Raw genomic sequence first — 25,635 nt, forward strand, 5'->3', positions numbered from 1 at the left:
ACTCCTTATCCACAAGGGGATCAACCGTGAAGCGGGATGTTACGTTCGGAGCCGGGAGCAACTAAATGATCAGGATCCTTCACACGGCCGACGTTCACCTCGACTCCCCGTTGAGGTCCCTAGCGCTGCGCGACCCCGAGCTGAGGGATCGGGTCCGGACATCGAGCCGAACCGCGCTAACCAGGATCGTCGACACCGCGCTTGCCGAGGAAGTAGCCGCCCTGCTGATTGCAGGCGATCTGTTCGACGGGGCAGAGCGTAGCGCGCGGACTGCCGCCTTCCTGACGCTGCAACTGGAGCGCCTGCGTGAACGCGGGATCCGCGCATTTTATATCAAGGGCAACCACGACGCCGAGAACCCTCTCACCGGCGAGTTGACCTTGCCTGATAACGTTCATGTCTTTGACGGGCGCGGCGGCAAGGTGCAGCTCGCGGAGAACGTCTGGATCCACGGCGTTAGCTTCGCCAACCGTCATGCCCCGGAAAGTCTGCTGCCAAGGTTCCCGGCGCCGGTCGCAGGCGCGGTCAACATCGCGATGCTGCATACCTCCCTCGCGGGCGCAGAGGGCCACGATCCCTACGCACCCTGCACGGTCGGTGAACTGACTGCTGCTGGCTTCGATTACTGGGCGCTCGGGCATGTTCACCGCCGGCAAGTCCACTCCAAGGCGCCATGGATCGTGATGCCCGGAACGCCACAGGGACGCGATATGGGCGAGCCCGGTCCGAAATCCGCCACGCTGTTGACCATCGACAAGGCAATCGAGATCGAAGAAGTGCCGACCTCGGCCGTCGAGTTCCTGCACCTCCGGATCGACGCCACGGATACCGACAGCGACGACGCGCTGCGCGATATGGTAAAGCGGACCCTGCGAGACACGGCGCGAAACCTGGTGTCGGAAAGCGCCGTGGTTCGCTTGGAGCTTACCGGTCGCACGCGCCGTCGTTGGCAGATCCTGCGTGATCAGGACGTCTGGAAAGAGACCGCGGCACAATATGCGCGGGAGACGGGCACGCTTTGGCTGGACAAGGTCGTGTTTGACATGACCGACACTGCGGAGCGCGGGCACACCGCCACGGACGAGTTGGCCGGGATCATGAAGACCATCCGCGAGGAACCCGGGTTTTCCAAGACCTGCCGTGCTGAAATCGAAGGCATTCTGCAGGAGTTGGCGCCGCAGCGGCGTGCCGAGCTGTTGCCTGATGAACCGGCAATGGAGCAACTTGCGCGGCGTCTCGCAGAAGCCGGCGCGGAGCGGATCCTTGCGCGAATGAAGGGAGCCACGCCCTGATGCGGATCGAGCGGCTCTCTCTCGACTTTTTTGGTCACTTCACGGGCAAGGTCCTCGATTTCGGAAAAGCCGGTCAGGCTTCGGATTTCCATGTGATCTACGGCTCGAACGAAGCCGGCAAAACCACAACAATGGAAGCCTACCTGCGTCTTCTCTACGGCTTTCCCCATCGGGAGCCCTACGGGTTCCAGCACCAGCGACAGAATCTTCGGGTCTCCGGTCTGCTCGACATCGGAGGCGAAACCCGTATGTTCACGCGACTGCCTTCCCGCAGCGGCAACCTCAGGGGAGAGGCCGACGCGGCCCTGCCCGAGACCGCGATCGCCTCGCACCTCGGCGGACTTTCGCTCGACGACTACCGCAGTCTGCTTTGCCTCGACGACGACACCATCGAAAAAGGCGGTGAGGACATTGCCAGCGCGCGAGGCGATATCGGCCGATTACTATTCTCCGCGGCGGCTGGTGTCGCGGACCTCAATGCCGTTCTCGAACAGGCGCGGGCCGAGGCAAGCGACCTCTACAAGAAGCGCGCCAGCACCACTCGGGTCGCGGAACTGAAGCGCGACCTAAGTGAGGTGGAGACCAACATCCGTAACCTCGATGTCAGCGCCCACGCATGGCGAAAGCTGAAGGATGCGCTTCAGGCCGCCAGGGATGAAGAGGGGCAAGCTCGGCGCGCAAGGGACGAGCTTCGCGCCGAACAGGCCCGCATCGCTGCGCTGCGCCGGGCTCTGCCCAATCTGGGCGAGCTTGACCGCGTTGCGGACGAGATCGCCGACTGCGCCGACTATCCCGAGCGGATCGACATCAATCCCGAAGATCTGGTCACGATGAGGACCGACCGGGGGCAGGCGGATGCCGAGTTGCGGCGGCTGCTGGACGAACTTGACGGGGCTGAAAAGGCGCGCGTGGCGCTGGTGATCGACGCAGACCGCCTCGCCCTAGCCGAGCAGCTGGACGATCTCGACGAACTGCGCAGCCGGATGCAAACGGCGGTCTTGGACCTTCCCAGACGCGAACGGGCCCATGAGGAGGCTCTTTCGGACATGGCACGCATCGCCCGGGATCTGGGGGCACCCGAAGATTGCGATGTCACCGCACTTGTCGCGTCTCCGGGAGAAATTGCCATACTTGAAGACCTGCGTGACAAGATGCGAGACGCCGCCGCGGCTTGGGAGACCGAGCAACGCGAGATCGCAGGCTTGCAGACCCGAATCGAGCAGGCCCGGAAGGCACATCAATCATTGCAGGAAGCTCCGCCGCAGATGGGTTTGGTGGATCTGCTCAAGCGGTTCGACGCCGATGCCCTGGCACCAGAAGTCGCCACGGCGAAACAAGCCATCGGGTCCGCCGACACGGCGCTGGAGCAGGCGCTCGACTCGCTTTCCATCGGTGCATGCACCTTCAGCGCCCTCCCGGTCTGCCCGGTCGATCCATCGACAGCAGCAGACACTGCCCAACGCCACGCCGATCTGGCGGAGAAGCTCGGACGCTTTGACGACAGGTTGGAGCGTTTGGACGAGGACATCGCCGCCGTGAAGGCGAAAACCACCCGGCTCTCGGAAGACGCCAGGATTGCGAGCGACGAAGAGGAACAGGCGGCGCGGGCCCGACGTGACGCCCTTTGGCAAGCACATCGTGAAACCCTGACATCAGAGAGCGCGGACAGCTTTGCACCGTCGATGAAAACGGTGGACGACATCAACGCCGCGCGTCTCGCCCACGCGAGCGAGCTCGGCGAACTGCGAAAGCTCCTGCAGGATCTGGCGGACGCGGAAGCACGCGCGACGACGGCTCGGGAACAGCACGATGGGCTCGCCGAACTGGCACGAGAGCTCGAGAGCCAAGTCCACGGTCTATGTTCGCAGATCGGACTTCCGGCGCTTTCCCCTTCAGCTTTTTCGGACTGGGTTGCGCTACACAGCAAAGCCATAGCCGCTGAGCGGCAACGGAACAGGCTTGTCGAACACCACCGGGAGACGCTGGATCGGGCAGAGCAGCTTCGTCAGGCGCTCACGCCCCTCGTCGCTTTGGAGACCCCGACATTGGATGCAGCGTTGCTTGCCGCGCGGCGTCTTGCCGAAAACGAACGGCGCCACCAGGAAGAGGTGCGGGCGGCCTCAGACAAGACCACCGCCCTCGAGGAGGATCTCGAACGCCGGCAAGGCGAACAGGGAGTCCTTGAGGACACCGCCGAGAGGACTGCTGCAGCCTGGAGCGCAAAAATACACGAACTTTTCGGCGAGATGCTTTCACCCGACCAACTTGCCGCCGGTCTCGGGCAGCTGCGCGAACTACGCGAACACAACGAGAAGCGGCGACAAGCCGAACGTCAGGTTAACACGATGAAGGACGATCAACGCCGGTTCACGGAAGCCTCTGGCGCCCTTGGTGCACGTTTCGGCATCGGGGAGAGCGACCCTCTCGAGACATTCCGGCGCCTGCGGGAGCTCGCAGAGCAAGCGCAGGCTGACAAGTCACAGCACGAGAAGCTCGGCACTAAGCTTGAAGATGGTGAAAAACGGCGAACTGAACTCGAGGCGAAGCTCGAAGACATCGACAGGAAAGTCGCGGAACTTGGTGCGGTGTTCCCGGAGACGGTGGACACCAGCACAATCGACGCCCTTCGGGTCGCTGTGGGCAAAGGCCTTGACGTCATCGCAAAAAGAGAACGGGTCGCCGAGCTCGAACGGCAGATCCTCGACGACCTATCTCTGAGGAAATTGGAGGAAGCCCGCCAGCTACTTGCCGATGAAACCGCTACAACGCTCGAGGCGAAAGCGAAGTCCCTAGATACCGATCTCAACCTCGCAGAAGAGCGGATGTCCACCGCCACCGTGGCCCGAGCCAATGCCGAGCGGGACCTCGGCAGTGTTACCGGCGGCGCAGAGATCGCCGACCTGGTCGAACGGCGCGCCACGTTGCAGATTCAGATCGAAGAGGCGGTTCTTGACTATCTGGAGTTGGACTTCGGTCTACGCCTCGCCGAAGAGGCCATCCGCCGCTATCGCGATAGGCATCGGAGCGACATGATGGCATCCACAGAGCGCGCCTTTGCGGAGCTCACGAATGGCGCCTACCAGAAGCTGCTGACGCAACCGGACGGTGCGGCTGAAGTCTTGTTGGCGGTCGATGCGAACGGCACCCCCAAGCAGATCGGTGACATGTCGAAGGGGACGAGGTTCCAACTCTATCTGGCGCTGCGCGCCGCGGCCTATGAACAAATGGTAGCGCAGGGCGTTCAGCTCCCCTTCTTCTGCGACGATGTCTTTGAGACCTTCGATGAGGATCGAACGCGTGCCGCCTGCCGTCTCATGGAGCGGATCGGCCGGAGCGGTCAAGCGATCTATCTGACTCATCACCGGCATGTTGTCGAAATTGCGAGGGATGTGTGTGATGCGCAGCCAAAAATTCATCAACTTTAATCGTGGAAGCAATTTATTGCTCGCACCAATTACACCACGACCTTGCAGCGCTCTTATCGTGCGGCAGGTCACAATTCGAGATAGGCGGACAGGGAGATGAACATAAACAATAAGGAGTCAGTCCTTGCCGACATCGCGAGAGACTCGCTCACATGCATTGAAAAGGTGGCCGCTGACGCAGAGGCGGCGCGGACATCGCACCGGAGGAGCGATGCCAGTGCATTTGCAAGCATCAATACACTCAACAGTCCGCAGCAGGTGAGCCGTCTCGGGAAGGTCGCAGATGCTGAAATGGATGCCCTTGCTGCGCTGATCGAGCAGCCTGTCATCGCCCGCATACACTTCATCGACGAGAACGATGAAGAAGACACCATCTTCATCACTCGCGGCACTCCCCGTTCAATACCCGGCTTCAAGATTGCGAGCTATAGGGCGCCACTGGGTCGCATCGCATCCCTGGCAGCTGGCGATGAAGGCACATTTCGCTTCGGCAGCACCGAGCGAGACCTTCTGGTCGATAGCTCTGCGCGCCTCAAGCCACAACGCGAGCAAGGACAGTGGGACGCTAAGGACTCGGAGATCGACATACGGGGCCTCGGGCGGTTCACCGTTGGGTCGCTGCGTGAGCTACTGGAACCGAGCGCCGACATCGAAGTGGGCGACCTCGAGGCGCTTTGGGACGACGAAACTGACGCGAACATCGTAGAGGGCGTGCGCCGCGCGATCCTCACGCAAATGGGCCTGCGTGATCAGCCGATCCTTGATCGGCACCAGGACGAGATCTTTCGGATGCCCATCAACAGTCGCTGCTTCCTCTCCGGACCACCAGGAACAGGAAAAACCACAACACTCATCCGGCGCCTCGGCCAGAAGACGGATCGGCAGGCCCTTGAAGAGTCCGGGGAAGAGATGCGACTCATCCGACAAGTGGAGGAAGAAACAGGCAGGCCGCATGAGAGCAGCTGGATTCTGTTCTCTCCAACCGAGCTGCTTCGGCAGTACGTAAAAGAAGCGTTCAACAAGGAAGGTTTGGCCGCAAGTGACGGGCACATCCGGACTTGGGACGAGTTTCGCCGTGAGCTGGCGCGCGAAGAGCTTGGCTTGCTTCGAACGAGCGCGGGAACTGGTCCGTTCGTCGAACGACGTACGCAGGACTACCTCAAGCCAGAAGTGCTGGACGAGGCTCAATGGTACGATGAATTTCGTGAGTACGTCGACGCCTCAGTTGCGGACGAACTGCGCGCAGATGCAGATCTCTTGGCGAAGAGTGACGCACCGGATCTGAGCGTAATTGGGGATTTGTTGGGGGAAGCATTCAAGAGGCCTGGGCGTGATTTCTATGCGCATACGATGCGGAGCGTCGCTGGACTTATTCCCGAAATCCGGGAGGCAATTTCCTCGCGAACCGACGCAATCAACCGCATTCTCACACGAGCGCGCAACGCTCTCACTCATGCCGATCGCAACTTTCCCGACCTCCTTCGCCAAGAAATCTCCCGGCAGCTCGCCGCAGATCCGCAAGAAGCGGACGAGGATGACGAACTCGAAGCCGCGCTGGAGGACGAAGATGAACAGGCCAGTGCGCCGCAAGCCGGTCGCCCGGTAAGCCGGCAGCAAGCCTTGGTGCGTTTTGAACGTGCCTTGAAATCTTTGGCAAAGGCCCGGCGGGCGCGACGTCGCGTCTCGGAGAAATCTCAAGATGGCTTGCTTCTCGAGTGGCTGGGTCCGGAACGCATCCCAGCCGATAACGAGATTTCTGAGCTTGGGAAGCTGTTAGTCGAACAGTCACGACTGAGAAGGTTCGAGCGCCTTGAACGGCTTTTCCTTCGTGGGCTCCCGACAAGATACAAGCGCTTCCGCAGCGAAATGGCGAAGGCAGAGCGCTGGTACGAGGCGACGCCCGCCAAGGCGTCGGATATCCACTGGCAAGAGCTCGACCTTGTGATCCTGGCAACGCTCCAGATCGCCAACGAGCTGTTGAGCAACTATCGGAGCCGAACCGGGCTGGAACTTCCAGCAGCAGGGCCACTCGCATCCATGCTATACATTCAAAGGGCACAGGTTCTCGTCGATGAGGCAACCGACTTTTCGCGGGTACAGCTCGCTTGCATGAACGAGCTCGCGCATCCATTGACCGGCTCTCTCTTTCTTTGTGGGGACATAAATCAACGACTGACTTCTTGGGGCCTCAAATCGAATGAAGCGCTGAACTGGATAGGCGAGAATATCGAACGCAGATCTATTACAGTTTCATACCGCCAAAGCCGACGCCTTGTTGATCTTGCAAAGCAAATTGCCACCATCGGCGGCTCTCAGGCAGATGACATTATCCTGCCCGACCGCCTCGATGCTGAGGGATTGCCCCCAGTGTGGCATGCAAGCCTCGGCGACAACTCTGCCGTCGCAGAATGGCTAACCAAGCGTATTCACGAGATCGATCGAATGGTTCAGAAGGCCACGACGATTGCCGTTTTGGTGAATGAGGAAGAGCAGGTGGAACCGCTGGCTCTGGAACTCAACGATCGGCTGGAAGAGATCAACCTTTCTGCTGTCGCCTGTAAGGATGGAAAGGTTGTCGGCAACGACCGGGATGTACGAGTATTCAACATTCGGCACATCAAAGGCTTGGAGTTTGAAGCCGTCTTTTTTGTCGACCTCGATCAAACGGTCTCCAAGCATCCAGACCTATTCTCAAAGTACCTCTATGTCGGGGCAACCCGCGCTGCAACCTATCTGGGGGTGACATTCAAGGGCAATGTGCCAAGGCAGATTGCGCCTCTGTCGCATCACTTCAGTGAGGATTGGTCGATATGAGCCACCCAAATTCCATGGTCCAGTGGTGGGATACGACGCCGATCCAAGCATTACATGAGAAGGGACGTGACTTGCAGTTCGAATTGTTGTGGAGCTTCAAGACCAAGGATTTCGAGGTTGTTTGTGAAGCGTACGAGCCTGGCTTCATCGATCCATGGGCACACGACAAGGTAGTGATCGACGCTGTCGATCGCGGCGATGCCATGCTCACACATTTAAGCGCACGAGTGTATCGACGCGGCGTCAAGGTCGGTGAGGCACGTCTGCCGGACTGCATTCATGTGAGCGAAGCACCGCCAGAAGATTCGGTACTACAGCGTGCATTTGAAAGCGTGATTGTTGTCGATCACAGTTATCGGCGAAAAGTGGCTAGATGGGCGATCAGCGACGCAAGGAAAAACCTCGGAGAACTCGATCTTCCCGGGTTATATCTCCGGAAGAAGGACTGATCCTTCATCTGCCTCCCTCATCGAAGCGACGCCCTCCTAGGACGCCGCTTCACGCGGCGATATGAAGGACTTCGGCCCCTCCTGCTTCCACAGTGCTTCCACGTGGCGTGCGAACGCAAACGCCGCCCCGGAGGGCGGCGCGTAAGCGTTTGATAACGCGTTGTTATTTGGTTGCGGGGGTAGGATTTGAACCTACGACCTTCAGGTTATGAGCCAGATTTCCAACAATATCTAGACCCTTGATTGTTGACGTATTTTCCGGCGTAGTCTCCTAGAGCACTGTTTTTTCGAAGCTATCCGGCGCGACCGCCTGTTACTCGCCGCCAGCGAACGACAAAAACAGCCACAAGATGTGTTGACACAGTGTTGACATGAGGGAGCGCCGAGATGCCGGAGAAACTGACCGAAGCCGCCGCCCGAAAGGCCCTGCCGCCCGTGCGCGGGCAGACCATGCTTTGGGACTCGGAGGTGAAGGGGTTCGCGCTGCGGATAACGAAGGGTGGGGCCAAGTCCTTCATCCTGGACTACCGCGCGGAGGGGCGGCAGCGCCGGATCACCATCGGCGCTTGGCCGGACTGGACGGTGGCCGCCGCGCGCCAGACCGCGAAGGACATGAAACGCGAGGTCGATCTCGGTCGCGATCCGATGGGCGAGCGACAGGCGCAGCGCGAGGCACCGACGGTGCAGGAGATGTGGGAACGCTACGCTAGCGAGCATCTGCCCAAGAAGGCCGAGCGCAGTCAGGCCGACGAGCGCATGATGTGGGAAAAGATCATCCTGCCGCGCTTTGGCAAGATGAAGGTCGCGCAGATCACCCATGAGGATGTGGACGCGCTCCACCGTGACATCACCGAGATCCGAGGAACGCCGGTGCGCGCGAACCGCACCATCGAGGTGCTGCGCAAGGCGTTCAACCTCGCGATCCGCTGGAAGTGGCGCGACGACAATCCGGCCTCCGGCGTGCGCCGCAATCCAGAAGAAAAGCGGAACCGCTATCTGAACCGCACCGAGATCGCCGCGCTGGCGCAGGCGCTGAACGAGCATTCCGAGCCCATGTCCGCGAACGCGATCAAACTGCTTATGCTGACCGGCGCGCGGCGCGGCGAGGTGCTGGGCGCGACATGGGAGATGTTCGACCTCGAGAACGGCGTCTGGACCAAGCCCTCGGCGCATACCAAGCAGCGCAAGCTGCATCGCGTGCCGCTCTCGCGTCCGGCCTTGCAACTGCTGGTCGAGATGAAGGCCGCCGCCAAGGCGAAGGCCGAAGCCGAGGGCACGCCGCCCAGCCCCTACGTCTTCCCCGGCCCGACCGGCAAGCCGCTCACCGAGATCAAGCGCACATGGGTCTCGGTCTGCCGCAGGGCGGGGCTCGGCGCGGAGGTGCCGGTGCTGGATGCGAAGGGCAAGCCGGTCCTCGACCGGAACGGCAACCCGAAAACAAGATTCAAGCCGGATGTGCGGATCCACGACATCCGCCATTCCTTCGCCAGCATCCTCGTGTCGGCGGGCGCGTCGCTGCCCTTGATCGGCCAGATGCTAGGCCATACGCAGGTCCAGACCACCCAGCGATACGCCCATCTGTTCGACGATCCGCTGCGCAAGGCTGCCGAGACGGTGGGCGCCTTCGTGTTGCAGCGGTCGCCAGAGGAGTTCAACGCGAAAGAGGCAGAGCAGAAATGACCGATCAGAAGCCCTATGGGCCCCCGCCCGAAGCAATCCCGCTGTCCGAAGCCATGAAGGAATTCCTGCCCGCCGAAATGTGGGAGGAGCACGCCCGCGCGACGGAGGCGCGCAACAACGCGCCGAAGCGGCCGAGCTACCTCAGCATGTCGGTGCGGGAGTGGGAGGCCGTTCAGGCCTCTCGCCAAGCCGCCAACCGGACGCGATCCGCGCGGGCCGATCTGCACCGCGTCTGGAACCGCATGCTCGCGACGATGAAGGCGAAGCTGGAGGCAGGGGAACTCACCGCCTTCGGCCAGGAGAACCCGCCCTTCGGCCCATGGCATGCGATCCCGGCGCCCGCGTGGCGGCAACTGCGCATCACCAATGTCCGCAAGGGGCAGGCCAGCGTCGGCGCCAACATCGTGCACGACATCCATATCCTGCCGCCCGATGCCGACGACCACATGCCGACCGGAACACCCGGGCGTCCGAAGAAGGGAATCGACATCATCCGGATCGAGTTTCAGCGGCGCGTAGATGCGGGCGAGATCGCCGAAAGTCTCGCAGCCGAAGCTCGCGCGCTGCAGGCGTGGTATCGCGAGACCTATCCGCGGCGGGATTGTCCCACGCCCAAGACCATCGAGAACAACCTTCGCGGGACGTGGCGCGCAGTTCGTCAAAGGACTGCGTGATCCCCTGAAATTTTCGTCTCGGGGCCATTTTCGGGGCGGTTTTTCGGGGGCCTGAACGTCGGCATCTCTCGGGCATCGGCGGCGCGTTGCGTCGCCTGGCACGAAGGAGACGCCGATGACCCGACCCCTTGCATCCGGAGGCGCCGAGAACGCCGCCTCCGTCGCCCCGCCCACCGATTTCCTCGACGGCTTCATCTCGGAGGAGGAATACGCCGCCCGACGCGGGGTCAGCCTGCGCACCTGCCAGCGCGACCGCCAGCTGCGCCAGTCCCCGCCCTATGTCGTGATCGGCCGGCGCGTCTACTACCGCATCGAGGCCGTCCGAGAGTGGCTCCTCGCCCGCGAACAGGCCGCAGACCGCAAGCCGAGCGCCCCGCGCGCCGGGAGGGGCCGATGACCGCGCCCACCACGCTTGCGGCCGACCTGATGGTGGGCGCCGCCGAGATCGCCCGCTTCATCTACGACTCCGACGAATTCCGGTTTCAGCGTCGCGTCTACTACCTCTGCACCCGCGCCAAGCGACCGCTGCCGCATTTCCGGCTGGGCCACCGCATCGCCACGCGCCGCTCCACGCTGATGGACTGGATCGCCCTGCAGGAGGGCAACGCCCATGCCTGACACGCCCATCCAGTTCACCGGCTCGATCCTCGAGCAGCTGGAAGCCAAGGTCGCCGCGGAGGCCGAACATCTGCTGCCCATCGTCCACGCGATCCGCGATCACGGTGTCGGCTTCCTGGTGATCCCCCAGCGCGCGACCGGGCTCCATCGCGGCATCAAGCTGCTGCAGCGGCCGTTCATCGTCATGGTGGGCGATGACACCGACTGCGCTCTTGGCCCCGATCAGTATGACGGAAAGGCGCTCGACCGGCTGATTGGCATGGCTGACGGCGTCGCCATCATTTCCTGCGCCCCGCCGCCCGAGGCCTATTCGAGCATCGCGATGATGGCGATGGCGCAGCGCAACGGGCTGATCATCGAGACCCGGCCCGAGCAGGAGATCGCCTGGACCAATCGCGTGCAGGCGGTCTGCCCGGAAATGCCGATCCTTCTCTGCACCGTGAAAGGGCCACAGCAATGACGGCGCAGGGCGATCCTCTCGACTTCAACGGCACGCAGCCCGGCTCGCGCGCACCGACCAACACGCGCATGTCCGTCGCCCAACTGGCCGACATGCTGAACGACCGTATCGCGGATCTCGCGCGCGAGTTGCTGGGCGAGCCGAACCGGGAACTTTCCAGCGCGCAGACCCTGCGCTTCGGCGCCAAGGGCAGCGTCGCCGTGGAAATCGACGGCGCGAACAGGGGCCGCTGGTATGACCACGAGCACGGCGCCGGGGGCGCGGGGCTAGAGCTGATCGGCTATCGGCTGCGCCTGGACGACAAGGCGGCGTGGGACTGGGCGCGGTGCTGGCTGGGCGAAGCCCACGCCGGTCCATCCTGGACGACGACACCGACCCCCGCGCCCGCCCGTTCCGCCTCGGGCGCGGCAAGGGCCAAGGCACCGACGCCTGAGGAACGCGCCGCGAAGGTAGCCGAAATCGTGCGCGGCGCCGAGCCGATTGTCTCGACGCCAGCGGAAGCCTACCTGCGCCATAGGGGCATCACCGCAACGCCGCCCGACTGCATCCGCTATCGCCGGAACGCCTACGGCCAGTTCGGCGCGATGGTCGCGCTCGCCACCGATGAGGCGGGCGAGGTGCTGGCGATCCAGCAGGTCTATCTGACGGCCGAGGGGCGAAAGGCCCCGCTCAGGGTGGTCAAGCGCACCAACAAGGCCGTGGATGGCTGGGCGGAACGATCCGCCGTTCGGCTGCCGGGGCGCGAGCCGCTGATCCTCTGCGAGGGGGTCGAAACCGCGCTTTCGGCCTGGCAGGCGACGGGACAGGAAACCTGGGCCTGCCTCGGCATCTCGAACATCGGCCGCGCGCCTGTGCCCGCGAACGCAGCGGTCATCATCGCCCGCGACGGCGACTTGCCCGGCAGCAAGGCCGAAGGCCAGATCGTGCGCGCCGCCAGCAACCTCGTGCATCGTGGCGCGACTGTGCTGATCGCCACCCCGCCCGAAGAACAGGACTTCAACGATGTGCTGGTCCAGGAAGGCGAAGAGGCCGTGCGCGAGCGCATCGTGGCCGCCGAACGCTTCCGCCCGGAGGAGGCCGACATCGAACGCAAGCGCCTCTCCATCGGCTCGGATGTGGAGATCGCACGGCGCGTGCGGGAGGACCTGACCGAGCGTTTCGGGCGCATAGTTCATACCGAGGGCGCGTTCTGGCGCTACGGTGGCAGCCATTGGGAGGCGATCCCCGACCACGAACTGCGCCTGCCTGTCCACGCCTATGACGGCGCGGGGTTCCAGACGCCTGCCGGCGAGCCCTCGAACGTCAAGCTGACCAAGGGTCGTGTCGACTCGATCCTGAACGAATGTGCCGCGCTCTGCGCCGAGCCGGGATATTTCGACACGCCGCCCTCCGGCATCAACTGCGCCTCGGGTTTCATCCGCTTCGATGCGGAGGGGACGCCGCGCCTTGAGCCGCATCACCGTGAGCATCGCTGCCGCCACACGCTGCCGGGCCATTGGCAGCCGGGCGCTTGCGGCGCACCCCCGGTGGGCTCGCTGCTGGCCAGGCTGCTCACCGGCAGCTTCAAGGACGACCCGGACGCCGAGGCGAAATGCGCGCTGCTCGCGGAGGTCTGCGGCGCGGCGGCGCTGGGCTACGCCACCCGGCTGATGCAGCCGCGCGCGGTGGTTCTGCATGGCAAGACTGCCGAGAATGGCAAGAGCCAGGTGCTTGAACTCGCCCGCGGTCTCCTGCCCGAAAGCGCGATCTGCTCGGTCCCCGCCTCGAAGATGGGCGACGAGCGGCATGTCATCGGGCTGGTGGGCAAGCTGCTCAACGCCTCGGACGAGCTGTCACCCGAAGCCATCGCATCCGACACCTTCAAGGCGGTCGTCACCGGCGATCCCATCGAGGGGCGCGACGTCTACAAGAGCCGGGTCGAGTTCCGCTCCATGGCACAGAACCTGTTCGCCGCGAACCAGCTGCCCAGCTTCAAGGGCGGGGTGGACCGGGGCGTGCAGCGGCGTCTGCTGCTGATCACCTTCACGCGCTCGATCCCGCTCGAGGAGCGCATCGAGGATATCGGCAAGCGCATCGCGGCCGAGGAGGCAGACCTCCTGCTGGCGTGGGCGGTGGAGGGCGCATCGCGTTTGATCCGCCAACGCAATTTCGCCATTCCCGAATGCTGCAACAGGGAACTGCTGGAATGGGTGCTCAGCGAGGATCCCGTCGCCGCGTGGATCGACGCCTGCGTGAACGTCGTTCCAATCGTCAATGGCGGGCCGCTCGTCACCACCCGCGATGCGCACCTGCACTTCCATAACTGGGCGCTTGGGGAAGGCTACAAGCCCGAGAAGCTGCCCGCCATCAACGGCTTCGTGCAGCGCGTCCAGGCCCGCGTGGCCGGCATCCAGTACAAGCGTACGAGCAAGGCGCGGTTCTTCGTCGGCCTCACGATGACGCACCGATGACGCACCAAAGCGGCTTTTTGACCCCTAACCCATTGAGAGTGTTGAGATGACGCACTTGGCTTCAACCTTTTTGATAAGGGGGAAATCCCTCTCCCCAATCATCATCCCGTTCCCCCCTATAGAAAAGGATGGCGGGGGAGGTGCGTCATCTCAACACTTTCAAGGACTTGCGCGCGAAACCCCGTCATTCCTGCGTCACCGTCGCGTCACTCAGAGGGCCGAGCCCGCCCTCCCGAGGTGCGGTCAAGCCGGAAGGATCGGGAAATCCGCGGTTCCTCCTGCGCCGAATGTCATGCGGGGACGCGCAGCGCATTGCGTCGCCAGCGTCAGGGGGCAGAAATGACTAAACTCGACAGACATGAGACCAAGACCGCCTTCGCCGCCCGCGTCGGGCTGACCAAAGGGCGCATCTCGCAGCTGGTGGCCGAGGGGCTGCCGGTGCGCTCGGACGGACGCATCGACGTGGCCGAGGGGCTCGCCTGGATCGAGACGAACCTCGATCCGGGCCGGCGCTACAAGGGCGGTGCGCCCACGGCGACGACCCGCACCGCCACGCTGGCCGAGGCCAAGCGGCTGCACGAGATCGTCAAGGTCCAGCGCGCCCGGCTGGCCTTCGAGCGCGAGCAGGGCAAGCTGATCGACGCCGACGAGGCGCGGCGGACGGTATTCGCGCGCGCCCGTGCCGAACGCGACGCGCATCTGGCGTGGGTGCAACGGACGGCACCCCTGCTGGCAGCCGAACTCGGCGCCGACCCCCGCGCCACCTTCGCCGCGCTCGACCGGATGATGCGGGAGCATCTCGAACACCTGGCCGACCTTCCGCTGGGGAGCTTTGGCGATGGTGCCTGACATCGACCTCGCCTGGCGGCGCGGCATCCGCCCCGAACCGCCGGTCCCTGTCTCGGACTGGGCCGACCGGCACCGCATCCTGCCTCCGACCTCGGCCGAGCCTGGCCGCTGGCGCACGGACCGCACGCCCTATCTGCGCGAGGTGATGGACGCACTCTCGACCGCCAGCCCCTACGAGCGCGTCGTGCTGATGAAGGGCGCGCAGACCGGCGGTTCGGAGGCCGGACTGAACTGGCTCGGCTACATCATCCAGAACGCGCCCGGCATCGCCATGCTGGTCATGCCGTCGCTCGACATGGTGCGCCGGAACACCACCGTCCGCATCGACCCGCTGATCGAGGCCACGCCCGCGCTGCGTGATCTGGTCGCCTCGCCCCGCTCCCGCGACGCCGGGAACAGCCTGTTCCGCAAGTCCTTCCCCGGCGGCCAGCTGGTGATGACCGGCGCCAACTCGGCCGTCGGCCTGCGCTCGACACCGGTGCGTTATCTCTTTCTCGATGAGGTGGACGGCTATCCCGGCGACGCCGACGGCGAGGGCGATCCCGTCGATCTAGCCATCCAGCGCACCGCGACCTTCCGCGGGCGGCGCAAGATCTACATGGTCTCCACGCCCACGCTGAAGGGCCACTCCCGCATCGAGGCGGCCTTCGAGCAGAGCGACCGGCGCTTGTACCACGTCCCCTGCCTGCATTGCGGCGACATGGCCCCGATCACCTGGGCGCGCATCCGCTGGCCCGAGGGGCGGCGCGACCAGGCGCATCTGGTCTGCGAGGCCTGCGGTGGCATCCATCACGAGCACGAGAAGCCCCGCCTGCTGGCTGCGGGTGAATGGCGCGCGACCGCCGAGGGCGACGGCCGCACTACAGGCTTCCACCTCTCCGCGCTCTATTCCCCGTGGGAGACCTGGGCCGAGATCGCCGCCGAACACGGCCGCGTTCGCAAGGATCCCGCCCGCCTTCAGGTCTGGGTCAACACCAAGCTGGGCGAGTCTTGGGAGGACCAGGCGGGCGACACCGTTCCGGCCGACCCGCTGATGGCCCGCCGCGAGGACTGGGGCGAGGCTCTGCCCGCCTCCGTCGCCGTGCTGACTGCCGGCGTCGATGTGCAGGGCGACCGGATCGAGGTGCAGATCCTCGGCTGGGGCCGCGACGAGGAGGCTTGGGTGATCGACTACCGCGTGCTCTGGGGCGACCCGTCAGGCCCGCGCCTCTGGGCCGACCTCGACATGGTGCTGCAGGCGACGTTCCCGCATCCCGCGGGGCTCGACCTGCCGGTGCGCGCCGCCGCCATCGACACCGGCGGCCACCACACCAAGATGGCCTACGAGTTCTGCCGCACCCGCCTCGCGCGCCGCATCTGGGCGATCAAGGGCCGCGGCGGACCCGGGATCCCCGTCTGGCCGCGCCGCCCGACGCGCACGAACAAGGGCAAGATCCCGCTCTTTATCGTCGGCGTGGACGCGGTGAAGGACTCCGTCTACGCCCGCCTGCGCCTCACCGAGCCCGGCCCCGGCGCGATCCACTTCCCCCGTCGCCTCGACGCCGACTATTTCCGCCAGCTGACCGCCGAGCGCGTCGTCACCCGCTTCGAGCGCGGCCGCCCTATCCGCTCCTGGCAACCCAAGCGCGACGGCGAGCGCAACGAGGCCCTCGACACCTTCGTCTACGCCCACGCCGCCCTGCACGGGCTCATCAGCATGGGCCTCAGGCTGAACGAGGAGGTGGAAGGGGTTGCGGTCACGCCGACGCCGACGGATGCGGCGGCTGCGGGGGTGATCCGGTCGGCGTGGCTACGGCGCTGACCCACCTCTGCGTTAGCCAGCGAACTCCACCACCAACTATCGCTTCGAGCCGAACCACCTGTAGTGGTAATTCACGCAAACATCGTCGAGCGAATGGGTCAGGGTGATTTTTTGCCCATTCAACGGATCACCCATCGCCTTTGATCGGATTACGTAGTCTCCCCCAACCTTTTTAATTCTCAGGATTCCACGGTCAAATTGCAGATGATGATTGGGGCACAGAACTAGCATATTACTTGCCTTATCGGGGCCACTATGCGGCTCACCCAGGCCCTTGATATGGGCGGCCTCCGAGTAATACCGATCCTCAGAAATTTGAAGTTTAGTTCCACAAAATTGGCATGTATTGTCATAATGCTGCTTTAGAGCCGCGGCCTTTTTTCGATTTCGCTTCTGCTCCTGCCGTTCGACGGTCCGCCGCTCGACGACCTCATCTGACTCCTCTTGCTCTAGCCACTCGAGGCCTTCCTCCTCCGGGATCTCAGGTGCTGGCTTCGGCGGCGGCGGGGTTGTCGGCGTAAGAGCAGTCTTTGCCTCACGGAAGCGTTCGATGCCGCCGACGGAGCCGTAGAGATCTGCCAGGTCACCCGCCTGAGCCAAGGCAAACCCTCGGGTTACCCCCAAGAGCTTGTAAAGCTCGTCCGAGTCTATGAGGTCAACGAGGCTCGCTCTGTCAGAAGGTCCACCGTCAAGGATGTGTCGATCCCAGGCCAGAAACAGTGCAGAGGCTATCCACTGCTCGGCCTGAGCGTTAATCACTGGCAGTGACGTCGGCCAAAACTCGCATAATTCATAGAGATGGCGGTAGTTGTTGCGGCACTTCACTCGCACGTCCAACTGGGCGTCCATCCGGTCCGTGATGAAGGGGTCGAGAGAGGCGTCGGATAGCGCGGAGGAGCGCCAAACGCCAGACTGCCACAATCGCTCCCGGACGAACTCATTGGCCCACATGGCCGGACGACTCACAACCCTCTGACCGGTTCCTACCCGGTTGAGGTGCAGCGCAAAGAGGGCAAGTCTATCGAACCGAATTGAGTGGGGTCGCTCGATCGCTTGGAAGACCAACTCGTCGACTGACATGCGGCCCGCTTTGTTGTGCAGAAAAAAGTTGACCGGAATGAGGCTTAGTGAGGCGTCCAGCCCAGAGTCTTCACGAAACCGGTCGCGCGGAACAGTGGCCAGCGTGTCCTGAAACCCGGCACGTATGACGATGTGAAGCTTGCGCAGCCCGGTTCCATGCCACGCAAAGTTCTTCGAGAAGCTGCCCGGAGCGTGCTTCACCATCTATATCTTGCCTCAGAGATGCTTAACCTTTAGCACATATAGAAACGGAAAATGAGCAGGGGCACAATGGTCAATCCTTCCCAAGAACTTCTCGCAACAGCGAACGGGCGCAAATTCCAGACCATCCTGGCTGACCCGCCGTGGCGGTTCACAAACCGGACTGGCAAGATGGCACCGGAGCATCGACGGCTGTCGAGGTACGGGACCATGAGTCTGCCAGAGATCAAGGCTCTGCCCGTTGCTGAGATAGTTCAGGAACCGGCTCACCTCTATCTCTGGGTGCCGAATGCGCTGCTTCCAGAAGGCATCGAAGTACTCCGCGCATGGGGCTTCGAATACAAGTCGAACATTGTCTGGCACAAGATTCGAAAGGACGGCGGATCAGATGGCCGAGGAGTGGGCTTCTACTTTCGAAATGTCACGGAGCTTGTGCTGTTTGGGGTGCGGGGAAAAAACGCGCGAACACTAGCCCCCGGACGGAGGCAGGTGAATCTCATTGCGTCCCAGAAGCGCGAGCATAGCCGGAAGCCGGATGAACTCTACGACGTGATCGAGGCATGCAGTCGAGGACCTTTTCTTGAGATGTTCGCACGTGACACTCGAAAAGGTTGGACGGGCTGGGGCAATCAAGCCGAGAATTACGAGATCACTTGGGACACGTACGCACACCATAGCCGTGTGACTGCAAGTGCGGCTGAGTGAACTTGCCGATAGGCGCCCTCGAAGGCGTCGCTTCAATTGGCCATCCGACATCGCGATGATCGAACAGGGGCAGCGACCCGACGTCCGGGTCGCTGCGTAGCGGTTTTTCTTACGCTGACTGAGACTTCATGACCGAAGCAATGGTGTCGGTGTAGATGCTGAGCGCATCGTATGCAGCTTCGCTACGGCCCATGTAGGCGACCTGCCGGTCCAAGGCACGATACTGCTTCACTGCACGGTCGATCATCTGGTCAGCATCGAAAAGGCTGGGCTTCTCAATGGTCCACTTCCCGTCCTTCTGTACGACGAAAGCCGACAGCGCAGACATGATCGGGAAGAGCAGACCAGGCGCGACCCAGATGATCTTGCCGTCAGGGCCACGCCGAACGGGGCGCCCACCCTTGGGTGCGCCGCCGTTGGGGCTCTTGCTCTTCTCGTGCAGATGATGACCGTTCCAGGCGGGATGCGTCTCCCAGTTGCGGTACTCCTTGATCGCCGCCACAGCGATCTGAACTGTGAAGTCATACCGCTTCTTCGCTTCGGGATCAGTCTTGCGCGACTGCGCCCATTCCCCGAATTCCTTCAAGCACTTACCCGCCTGCTTGTAGGGCATGTTGTGAGCTTTCGTGCCCGACGCCTCGAGCTCTGCCGGCATCAGTGTCCGGCACCACTGCAGAACCGCCTGCGCGGACAGTCCCTCTGTGTCGGTCTCGTTCATCTGAAGAGTCTCACCTGGCAACCCGGCTTCGATTGCCGCGCGGAGATCGTCAAGATAACCGCGCGCACCGGCCTGAGAAACGCTCTTCACCGACGTGGCCGTGTTGCGGGCGATAGCAACTTCCACGATCTGCTCGTGCTGAGGCTCCATGATGATCTCGGCGCGGACCGGGAAGTCGGTGTTATCGTCGTCTTCGAGACTGGCGAAATACCGCTTCAGTTCACCTTGGGTCTGCGCGCCATTGATGATGCTGGCGTTCGTCAGATGCGCCATCCGCTTCGAGTCGTCGATCTTGCAGTCGGTGCAGGTGATCGTCACACCGGAATTCCGGTTGATGAACCGATCCGGCTGCTCAAGGATCGTAGCCTCAATTTCCTTGTGGACGGCGTTGCGTTTCGAGTCCTTGTGCTCGGCGATGTAGGTCCGCAGGTTGTCCTGCGTACCAAGCTTGGTCACCTCGCGGGCGCTGACGTTCGCGAACCAAGTCTGAACGCCATTGGCCTTTTCCTCGGGGGAGGTCAGGTTCTTGATCGAATTGTAATGGAGGGTAAAAGTCGTCGACCCCGCCGACGGGTTGTCGTAAGCCATGTTGGCTCTCCTTCAGTTTCATATGCCCCGCGGATCCCGTCGATGCACGACTGCGCATGACGCTCACGAAAGCAAGGGAAAGATAGGCTGAACCATTTCGCTGCACAAGCCCCACAAGCAACTTTCGTTCACCGCACACTATCTGCGAGGCTAGGCGTTCGCGAGAGAAGCCGCATTGATTCCCAAACATTCCCAATAGCTTGAGGGAGCGTTTCGGGCGATTCTGCCGCCCATGCGGACCTTCCTCCATCGCCTTCTCGGCCTCGCGCGCGCTCGCGGCTTCGACGCTGCGGGTGGCGGGCGACGTTGGGAGGGGGCGCGGACGGTTGACGGGCTGAACGCGGCGATCCTGGCAGGCGCGACCACGGCGGCGCGGCGGGCCGGGTGGTATGCGCGGAACAACCCGTGGGTCGCGGCGGCGGTGGACAGCCTCGTCGGCAATGTCGTCGGCGCCGGGATCAAGCCGCAGTCCACCCATTCCGACCGGGCGGTGCGCGAGCGGCTGCAGGCGCTCTGGCTGCGCTGGACCGATCACGCCGCCCCGGACGGTCTGGCGGATTTCTACGGGCTGCAGGCCATGGCGGTGCGCGCGATGGTCGAGAGCGGCGAGAGCTTCGCCCGGCTGCGCGTGGCGAGCGACGCCGCCACCATTCCCCTCCACCTCGAGCTTCTGGATCGCGACCAGGTTCCCATGGACCTGCACCGCGAGATCGGCGGCGGGGCGCGGATCAGGGCGGGCATCGAGTTCGATGCCGCCGGTCGCCGGGTCGCCTATCGGGTATTGTCCTCCCGCCCGGGCGACCCTCTCGGGGCTCTCCACACAGACCCGCTCCGCGTCCCCGCCGCCGATTGTCTGCACCTTTTCAAGCCCCTCGCCGCGGGCCAGTTGCGCGGGATCACCTGGCTCGCGCCGGTCCTGCTGCGGCTGCACGAGCTCGACCAGTTCGAGGACGCCGCGCTGGTGAAGGCCAAGGTCGCGGCGCTGTTCACCGGCTTCATCACCGATCCCGACGGCACCGCGGGCGGGCTCTCGGGCACCAACACCGGCGGCGCGCTGACCGTGGGCATGGAGCCGGGCAGCCTGATCCCGCTGCCGCCCGGCACGGACATCCGCTTTTCCAACCCGACCGAGCATGACGCCTACGCGCCCTTCGTGAAGAACCACCTGCGCGCCATCGCCTCCGGGCTGGGCCTGCCCTACGAGCTGGTATCGGGTGACCTGGAGGGCGTCACCTATTCCTCGATCCGCGCCGGGCTGATCGAGTTCAGGCGCCGCGTCGAGCAGCTTCAGCACAACGTGGTCGTCCACCAGTTCTGCCGCCCGGTCTGGGAGCGGTTCGTGCGGCTGGCGGTGCTGACCGGCGAGCTGCCTGCGCGGGACTTCGACCGGAACCCGGACGCCTATCTCGGCTGCGAATGGCTGCCGCCGAAGTTCGACTACGTCGATCCGATGAAGGACGTGCAGGCCGAGATCATGGCGATCGGCGCGGGGCTCAAGAGCCGGTCCCAGGCGATCTCCGAGCGCGGCTATGACGCCGAGCAGGTGGATGCCGAGATCGCCGCGGACCGCGAGCGCGCGGAGGGGCTGGGGCTTGCCTTCGGTCAGACGGCGTCGCCACAGCAGAAGGAGGCCGCCGATGGCTGACACGATGGAACTGCTCACCCGCCGCGCCACGCTGGCGCCCGCCACGGCCGATCCCGAGGCCCGCACCGTCGAGGTGGTCTGGTCCACCGGCGCGCCCGTGCGCCGCCGCGACATGGCGGGTCCATACATCGAGCGGCTCAGCCTTGCACCCGATGCCGTGGACCTCTCACGCCTGGAAGGCGCCAGCGTGCTGGACGCACATCGCCAGACCGCCGTCCGCGACGTGCTGGGTTCCGTTCGTAGCGCCGCCGTGGACGGCAAGCGCGGCACGGCGCTCATCCAGTTCTCGGCCCGGCCCGAGGTGGAGCCGGTCTGGCAGGACGTGCTGGCGGGCATCCTGCGGCACGTCTCGGTCGGCTACTCGGTCGAGACGTGGACCGAGACCACCGAGAACGGCGCGCGCGTGCTGACGGCCGTGCGCTGGACGCCCCACGAGATTTCTCTAGTGCCGACGCCCGCCGACCCCGGCGCCCACATTCGCATGGAGACAGAGATGACCGACAAGACCACCCGAGAGGCTGCCGACACGGCGCCGATCACCGAGTCCCGCGCCGAGGCGAATGCCGAAATCCGCTCCATTGCCCGCATCGCCGGGCTGGACCAGTCGTGGATCGACGGCCAGATCGACGGCGGCGCCGATCCCGACACCGCCCGCCGCGCCGCCTTCGAGGCGCTGGCGAAGCGGTCCGCGCCCGCGATCCGCACAGAGCAGGTCCGCGTCGAGATGGGCGAGAGCCAGGACGATCCCGCCCTGCGCGCCCGGCAGATGGGCGAAGCCCTCTACGCCCGGATCAACCCGCGCCATGAGCTTTCCGAGCCTGCCCGGCGTTACGCCTATGCGACCCCGGTGGACATGGCGAAGGAACTGCTGACGCTCCGCGGCGAGACCACCATGGCGCTGTCGCCCGCGAGCCTCGTGACCCGCGCGCTGCACACCACCTCCGATTTCCCGATCATCCTCGGGGACACGGTGGGCCGGGTGCTCCGCGACGCCTACCAGGCCGCCCCGTCGGGTATCCGCCGCCTCGGCCGACAGACCACGGCGCGGGACTTCCGGGCGGTGAACAAGATCATGCTGGGCGAGGCGCCGCTGCTGGAGAAGCTGAACGAGCACGGCGAGATCAAGGCCGGCACGATGGCCGAGGCGCGCGAGGCATACAAGGTCGAGACCTGGGCGCGGAAGATCGGCATCACCCGACAGTTACTGGTCAACGACGACCTCGGCGCCTTCGCGGATCTCGCCCGCCGCATGGGCCAGGCCGCGGCAGAGACCGAAGCGCGCATCCTCGTGACCCTCCTGGAAGCGGGGAGCGGCAACGGCCCGACCATGTCGGACGGCAAGACCCTGTTCCACGCCGATCACGGCAACAAGGCGGGCACCGGCGCGGCGATCTCCGACGCGACGCTGTCGGCCGCCCGGTTGGCGCTCCGCACCCAGAAGGGCATCGAGGACCGCACGATCCGCGTGACGCCGAAAAACCTGCTGGTGCCTCCCGCGCTCGAGACCACCGCCGAGAAATGGCTGGCGAGCATCGCACCCGCGACGGCGGCCGATGTGAACCCGTTCTCGGGTTCGCTGTCGCTGGTGGTGGAGCCGCGCCTGTCCTCAGCCACCCGCTGGTATGTCACCGCAGACCCCGGCGAGATCGACGGGCTGGAGTTCGCTTATCTCTCCGGCGCGGAGGGCCCGCAGGTGGAAAGCCGCTCGGGCTGGGACGTGGACGGGGTCGAGATCCGGGTGATCCTCGATTTCGGAGCCGGGTTCATCGACCATCGGGGCTGGTTCATGAACGCAGGCGCGTGATGGCCGACCTCGCCCAGCTCACCGCCTGGCGCGACGCCCTGATGGCCGCGCGCTACCAGGGCGTCCGCACCGTCGAATACGACGGCAAGCGCATCACCTACGCAAGCGACGGCGAAATGGCCGCCGCGCTCGCGGATCTCAACCGGCAGATCGCCGGGGCGACCGAGCGCATCTCGGTCGTCCGCATCCAATCCTCGAAAGGGCTCTGAGATGAAGAACTACCTCCAGAACGGCCACATCGTCCGCGTCACGACGCCAGCGGGCGGTATCGCCTCGGGCGACGCGCTGATCGTCGGCAGCATCTTCGGCGTCGCCGCCTGGTCCGCGGCCGAGGGCGACCCGGTCGAGCTCGCCACCACCGGAGTGTTCCAGCTGCCGAAAGCCAGCGCCGCAGTGCTGACCGTTGGCGCGCGTGTGGCGTGGGACAACACGGCCAAGGAGGTGGCCACTCCGGCGGCCGGACGCTTCCCCATCGGCGTGGCTGTCGAGGCGGCTGGGAACGGCATCACCAGCGTCGCCGTACGGCTGGATGGGATCGCGACGGCGGCTGCATAAGAATCGCTCAATCAGCCGAGCTTGGTAATGCCGAGTGCGCGCGCGATCTGCTTCCGAAGATTCTTGAGCCCCCTGTTCTCGCTCGGGGTCTTCGGAAGCGTGATGGCATCCAAGCCATCAAAGCCCTTGTTCGCTTCAAGCCGAATGTGCTTGTTGTCGGACTTCTCCGAATAACCGTGTCGGGCGAGGAGCGCAGTCAGCTCACTGGCAACCCTCTTGCGGTCTTTCGTCGCTCGCTCAAGGTCCTTCGAGAGTTCGGCAAGCGCGGGCGATGCGGGTAGGCGTTCGACAATACGCAGAAGAATTGCCTTTGATCTGGCATCAAGCCCGATCTGTTCAGCGACTGACAAGGTCGTTTTCGCCGCAAATCGGAGTCTGTCCGATATCTCGCCGGGATAAATCTCCGGACCGACCCTCTTGACGAGATTGTCGGTGGAGAAATCGGCTTCATCCGTACCGACGCTCGCAGCCGGACTTGCGCTAAGCTGCTGCTCAAGCTCGCGGATTTTTTCCTGCAGGTTGTCCACCTGCTCCTGATGCAGCCGGTTCCATTCGGCTTCGGTCAGGCTATCCTTCTCACGCTCGCGCTGAACACGGAGAGCCTGCTCCTGGAGCTCGGTCCAGTCCCACCCGAAGGCTGGCATCTGACTTCGCAAGTTCGACGTCGCTGCCACAATCGCGGCAGCCAGCTCTTTGCCGTCTTCGATCTGCCACCCGAGATAGTATCGCCTGACGATACCCTGTCCGGGCACTGACAACCCAACCGTTCCCCCGTAGGCGTTGCGACCCTCCGTTTTGTCGCGGAGAAGAAATGAGAACGCTCGATCTGGTTCGACAACGACATGGGCGACCCCGCCGAGGTCGTAGGCCAGTTTCTCAATTTCCCGCTGGCTGAGCAGCCAAGAAGATACCCCGGTCGCAGACACATAGACGGATGGAAGCCATTTCGCGGCTTCGCCCAGGGTCACGGACTTCGCTAATGCGAGGCCTGCATCGTTGTTCTCAATCCAAACAGGCTGGTCGGTGACGTTGAACTGCTGGTCCCTGCCTCCCCAACCGTTCTTTAAGAGCGCTTTGATCAGGTACGGTTTCCTCGGAGTGTCCAATCGTGCGCCCGGCGTCGCAGCAATGCACTGGGTGCGAACGCGAACCAGATCCTGCCCGCCCTCTGCTGCGCCACGCTTCAGGACGCACTCCGTTCGCCACACACGCCCGAGATCATCGGGAAGATCATGTCGAATGCCGATGGCAGTCCAGCCATCGTCGGTCCGCAACTCCCGCATGCGGAGTTCTTCGCCGGTATTCGAGCGAATGTGCACATTGGCACCGTCAAGCTCTGCCTCAGACTTACTCGAAAGCACGGTCTGATGCTGCATACCGCGAATCCAGGCGAGCACTTCCGCCACGAAGGCAGCCCGATTGTTGCTGGGGATTACGGGGAACTCGGTCGAGAAGGGAAGCATATGGGAAGGATCGTGAATCCGCGGTCGGCAGTCAATCCGGGAACGCGAATGGCGTGGTTTCGCAGTAAGTGGCTTACACAGGCTCGCCGGCGCCCCGATCAAGTGGAGAGTAGGGCGCGACTCGGCGCCATTTGCTGACACGGGCCGCCAGCGTTTTGTTGACACAGTATTGACACGGGCTTGAAACGCAAAAGGCCTCCCGCGCGGGAGGCTCTTAAGTGACTGTATTCTCTTAGGTATTTGGTTGCGGGGGCAGGATTTGAACCTGCGACCTTCAGGTTATGAGCCTGACGAGCTACCTGGCTGCTCCACCCCGCGACGATTGTTTGTCTTGGCCCTTTTTTGGCTTTGACTTTATTGGCCT

20 protein-coding genes and 1 tRNA gene are annotated in these 25,635 nt (G+C 63.8%); 17 read left to right on the forward strand and 4 right to left on the reverse strand.

The annotated features are described in order from the left end of the window. The first annotated feature begins 65 nt into the window (after positions 1 to 65). From F3H26_RS13730 to F3H26_RS13785, 12 genes are all read left to right on the forward strand, one after another. Complete coding sequence (locus tag F3H26_RS13730; protein WP_149776591.1) at positions 66 to 1,292, forward strand: metallophosphoesterase family protein; 1,227 nt, start codon at positions 66 to 68, stop codon at positions 1,290 to 1,292. Next, the gene (locus tag F3H26_RS13735; protein ID WP_149776592.1) at positions 1,292 to 4,717 is read left to right on the forward strand and encodes an ATP-binding protein; all 3,426 of its coding nucleotides are present in this window, start codon (positions 1,292 to 1,294) and stop codon (positions 4,715 to 4,717) included. The genes F3H26_RS13730 and F3H26_RS13735 overlap by 1 nt, the downstream gene beginning before the upstream one ends. Positions 4,718 to 4,813: 96 nt before the next feature. Further along, complete coding sequence (locus F3H26_RS13740) at positions 4,814 to 7,531, forward strand: ATP-binding domain-containing protein (protein WP_149776593.1); 2,718 nt, start codon at positions 4,814 to 4,816, stop codon at positions 7,529 to 7,531. Continuing rightward, positions 7,528 to 7,980 carry a hypothetical protein gene (locus F3H26_RS13745; RefSeq protein WP_149776594.1) on the forward strand — a complete coding sequence of 151 codons (453 nt, stop codon included), beginning with the start codon at positions 7,528 to 7,530 and terminating at the stop codon, positions 7,978 to 7,980. The genes F3H26_RS13740 and F3H26_RS13745 overlap by 4 nt, the downstream gene beginning before the upstream one ends. A 387-nt stretch (positions 7,981 to 8,367) precedes the next feature. Continuing rightward, positions 8,368 to 9,660, forward strand: coding sequence for a tyrosine-type recombinase/integrase (locus tag F3H26_RS13750; protein WP_149776595.1), 1,293 nt, complete (start codon positions 8,368 to 8,370; stop codon positions 9,658 to 9,660). Beyond that, positions 9,657 to 10,334: a hypothetical protein gene (locus F3H26_RS13755; RefSeq protein ID WP_149776596.1), complete on the forward strand. Its 678-nt coding sequence runs from the start codon at positions 9,657 to 9,659 to the stop codon at positions 10,332 to 10,334. The genes F3H26_RS13750 and F3H26_RS13755 overlap by 4 nt, the downstream gene beginning before the upstream one ends. A gap of 115 nt (positions 10,335 to 10,449) precedes the next feature. After that, a complete protein-coding gene (locus tag F3H26_RS13760) occupies positions 10,450 to 10,731 on the forward strand; it encodes a transcriptional regulator (RefSeq protein WP_223162509.1) in 282 nt (93 codons plus the stop codon). Further along, complete coding sequence (locus F3H26_RS13765) at positions 10,728 to 10,952, forward strand: hypothetical protein (protein ID WP_149776597.1); 225 nt, start codon at positions 10,728 to 10,730, stop codon at positions 10,950 to 10,952. The genes F3H26_RS13760 and F3H26_RS13765 overlap by 4 nt, the downstream gene beginning before the upstream one ends. Next, on the forward strand, positions 10,945 to 11,412 hold the full coding sequence (locus F3H26_RS13770; RefSeq protein ID WP_149776598.1) for a hypothetical protein: 468 nt from the start codon (positions 10,945 to 10,947) through the stop codon (positions 11,410 to 11,412). Before F3H26_RS13765 ends, F3H26_RS13770 begins: the two co-directional genes overlap by 8 nt. After that, positions 11,409 to 13,862 (forward strand): DUF7146 domain-containing protein, encoded by a 2,454-nt coding sequence (locus F3H26_RS13775; RefSeq protein WP_149776599.1) that lies wholly within the window; start codon positions 11,409 to 11,411, stop codon positions 13,860 to 13,862. The genes F3H26_RS13770 and F3H26_RS13775 overlap by 4 nt, the downstream gene beginning before the upstream one ends. 339 nt (positions 13,863 to 14,201) lie before the next feature. Continuing rightward, positions 14,202 to 14,711, forward strand: coding sequence for a hypothetical protein (locus tag F3H26_RS13780; protein WP_149776600.1), 510 nt, complete (start codon positions 14,202 to 14,204; stop codon positions 14,709 to 14,711). Continuing rightward, entirely contained in the window at positions 14,701 to 16,512 is a 1,812-nt protein-coding gene (locus F3H26_RS13785) for a phage terminase large subunit family protein (RefSeq protein WP_223162510.1), read from the forward strand. The genes F3H26_RS13780 and F3H26_RS13785 overlap by 11 nt, the downstream gene beginning before the upstream one ends. Before the next feature lie 36 nt (positions 16,513 to 16,548). Here F3H26_RS13785 and F3H26_RS13790 read toward each other — a convergent pair whose 3' ends face one another. After that, positions 16,549 to 17,796: an HNH endonuclease gene (locus tag F3H26_RS13790; protein WP_223162511.1), complete on the reverse strand. Its 1,248-nt coding sequence runs from the start codon at positions 17,794 to 17,796 to the stop codon at positions 16,549 to 16,551. A 66-nt stretch (positions 17,797 to 17,862) separates the two neighbouring features. Between F3H26_RS13790 and F3H26_RS13795 the strand changes: the two genes are divergently transcribed. Continuing rightward, positions 17,863 to 18,498 (forward strand): MT-A70 family methyltransferase, encoded by a 636-nt coding sequence (locus F3H26_RS13795; protein WP_149776601.1) that lies wholly within the window; start codon positions 17,863 to 17,865, stop codon positions 18,496 to 18,498. Positions 18,499 to 18,607: 109 nt separating this feature from the next. On the opposite strand, the gene F3H26_RS13800 is transcribed toward F3H26_RS13795, so the two are convergent. After that, the gene (locus F3H26_RS13800) at positions 18,608 to 19,804 is read right to left on the reverse strand and encodes an AIPR family protein (protein ID WP_149776602.1); all 1,197 of its coding nucleotides are present in this window, start codon (positions 19,802 to 19,804) and stop codon (positions 18,608 to 18,610) included. Between the two features lie 232 nt (positions 19,805 to 20,036). Here F3H26_RS13800 and F3H26_RS13805 point away from each other — a divergent pair, with 232 nt between their 5' ends. From F3H26_RS13805 to F3H26_RS13820, 4 genes are read left to right on the forward strand one after another with little or no spacing between them, the layout of a single operon-like run. Next, the gene (locus F3H26_RS13805; protein ID WP_149776603.1) at positions 20,037 to 21,449 is read left to right on the forward strand and encodes a phage portal protein; all 1,413 of its coding nucleotides are present in this window, start codon (positions 20,037 to 20,039) and stop codon (positions 21,447 to 21,449) included. Continuing rightward, on the forward strand, positions 21,442 to 23,253 hold the full coding sequence (locus F3H26_RS13810) for a prohead protease/major capsid protein fusion protein (protein WP_149776604.1): 1,812 nt from the start codon (positions 21,442 to 21,444) through the stop codon (positions 23,251 to 23,253). Before F3H26_RS13805 ends, F3H26_RS13810 begins: the two co-directional genes overlap by 8 nt. Beyond that, on the forward strand, positions 23,253 to 23,462 hold the full coding sequence (locus F3H26_RS13815; RefSeq protein WP_149776605.1) for a phage head-tail joining protein: 210 nt from the start codon (positions 23,253 to 23,255) through the stop codon (positions 23,460 to 23,462). Before F3H26_RS13810 ends, F3H26_RS13815 begins: the two co-directional genes overlap by 1 nt. Position 23,463: 1 nt before the next feature. Continuing rightward, positions 23,464 to 23,808 carry a DUF2190 family protein gene (locus F3H26_RS13820; RefSeq protein ID WP_149776606.1) on the forward strand — a complete coding sequence of 115 codons (345 nt, stop codon included), beginning with the start codon at positions 23,464 to 23,466 and terminating at the stop codon, positions 23,806 to 23,808. Between the two features lie 11 nt (positions 23,809 to 23,819). Here the strand turns inward: F3H26_RS13820 and F3H26_RS13825 are convergent, their stop codons facing one another. Together F3H26_RS13825 and F3H26_RS13830 are read right to left on the reverse strand one after the other, a co-directional pair. Beyond that, positions 23,820 to 25,214 carry a hypothetical protein gene (locus F3H26_RS13825; RefSeq protein WP_149776607.1) on the reverse strand — a complete coding sequence of 465 codons (1,395 nt, stop codon included), beginning with the start codon at positions 25,212 to 25,214 and terminating at the stop codon, positions 23,820 to 23,822. 298 nt (positions 25,215 to 25,512) lie between these two features. Further along, positions 25,513 to 25,589, reverse strand: a tRNA-Met gene (locus F3H26_RS13830). Positions 25,590 to 25,635 lie beyond the last annotated feature (46 nt).

Origin of the sequence: Ruegeria intermedia (assembly GCF_900129345.1) — a bacterium.
GTDB classification, from domain to species: Bacteria; Pseudomonadota; Alphaproteobacteria; order Rhodobacterales; family Rhodobacteraceae; genus Ruegeria; species Ruegeria intermedia.

What these genes read in the sequence shown, in the direction of transcription:
- F3H26_RS13730 (WP_149776591.1), top strand. Translation starts at nt 66, where the DNA reads ATGATCAGGATCCTTCACACGGCCGACGTTCACCTCGACTCCCCGTTG.
- F3H26_RS13735 (WP_149776592.1), top strand. Translation starts at nt 1,292, where the DNA reads ATGCGGATCGAGCGGCTCTCTCTCGACTTTTTTGGTCACTTCACGGGC.
- F3H26_RS13740 (WP_149776593.1), top strand. Translation starts at nt 4,814, where the DNA reads ATGAACATAAACAATAAGGAGTCAGTCCTTGCCGACATCGCGAGAGAC.
- F3H26_RS13745 (WP_149776594.1), top strand. Translation starts at nt 7,528, where the DNA reads ATGAGCCACCCAAATTCCATGGTCCAGTGGTGGGATACGACGCCGATC.
- F3H26_RS13750 (WP_149776595.1), top strand. Translation starts at nt 8,368, where the DNA reads ATGCCGGAGAAACTGACCGAAGCCGCCGCCCGAAAGGCCCTGCCGCCC.
- F3H26_RS13755 (WP_149776596.1), top strand. Translation starts at nt 9,657, where the DNA reads ATGACCGATCAGAAGCCCTATGGGCCCCCGCCCGAAGCAATCCCGCTG.
- F3H26_RS13760 (WP_223162509.1), top strand. Translation starts at nt 10,450, where the DNA reads ATGACCCGACCCCTTGCATCCGGAGGCGCCGAGAACGCCGCCTCCGTC.
- F3H26_RS13765 (WP_149776597.1), top strand. Translation starts at nt 10,728, where the DNA reads ATGACCGCGCCCACCACGCTTGCGGCCGACCTGATGGTGGGCGCCGCC.
- F3H26_RS13770 (WP_149776598.1), top strand. Translation starts at nt 10,945, where the DNA reads ATGCCTGACACGCCCATCCAGTTCACCGGCTCGATCCTCGAGCAGCTG.
- F3H26_RS13775 (WP_149776599.1), top strand. Translation starts at nt 11,409, where the DNA reads ATGACGGCGCAGGGCGATCCTCTCGACTTCAACGGCACGCAGCCCGGC.
- F3H26_RS13780 (WP_149776600.1), top strand. Translation starts at nt 14,202, where the DNA reads ATGACTAAACTCGACAGACATGAGACCAAGACCGCCTTCGCCGCCCGC.
- F3H26_RS13785 (WP_223162510.1), top strand. Translation starts at nt 14,701, where the DNA reads ATGGTGCCTGACATCGACCTCGCCTGGCGGCGCGGCATCCGCCCCGAA.
- F3H26_RS13790 (WP_223162511.1), bottom strand. Translation starts at nt 17,796, where the DNA reads ATGGTGAAGCACGCTCCGGGCAGCTTCTCGAAGAACTTTGCGTGGCAT.
- F3H26_RS13795 (WP_149776601.1), top strand. Translation starts at nt 17,863, where the DNA reads ATGGTCAATCCTTCCCAAGAACTTCTCGCAACAGCGAACGGGCGCAAA.
- F3H26_RS13800 (WP_149776602.1), bottom strand. Translation starts at nt 19,804, where the DNA reads ATGGCTTACGACAACCCGTCGGCGGGGTCGACGACTTTTACCCTCCAT.
- F3H26_RS13805 (WP_149776603.1), top strand. Translation starts at nt 20,037, where the DNA reads ATGCGGACCTTCCTCCATCGCCTTCTCGGCCTCGCGCGCGCTCGCGGC.
- F3H26_RS13810 (WP_149776604.1), top strand. Translation starts at nt 21,442, where the DNA reads ATGGCTGACACGATGGAACTGCTCACCCGCCGCGCCACGCTGGCGCCC.
- F3H26_RS13815 (WP_149776605.1), top strand. Translation starts at nt 23,253, where the DNA reads ATGGCCGACCTCGCCCAGCTCACCGCCTGGCGCGACGCCCTGATGGCC.
- F3H26_RS13820 (WP_149776606.1), top strand. Translation starts at nt 23,464, where the DNA reads ATGAAGAACTACCTCCAGAACGGCCACATCGTCCGCGTCACGACGCCA.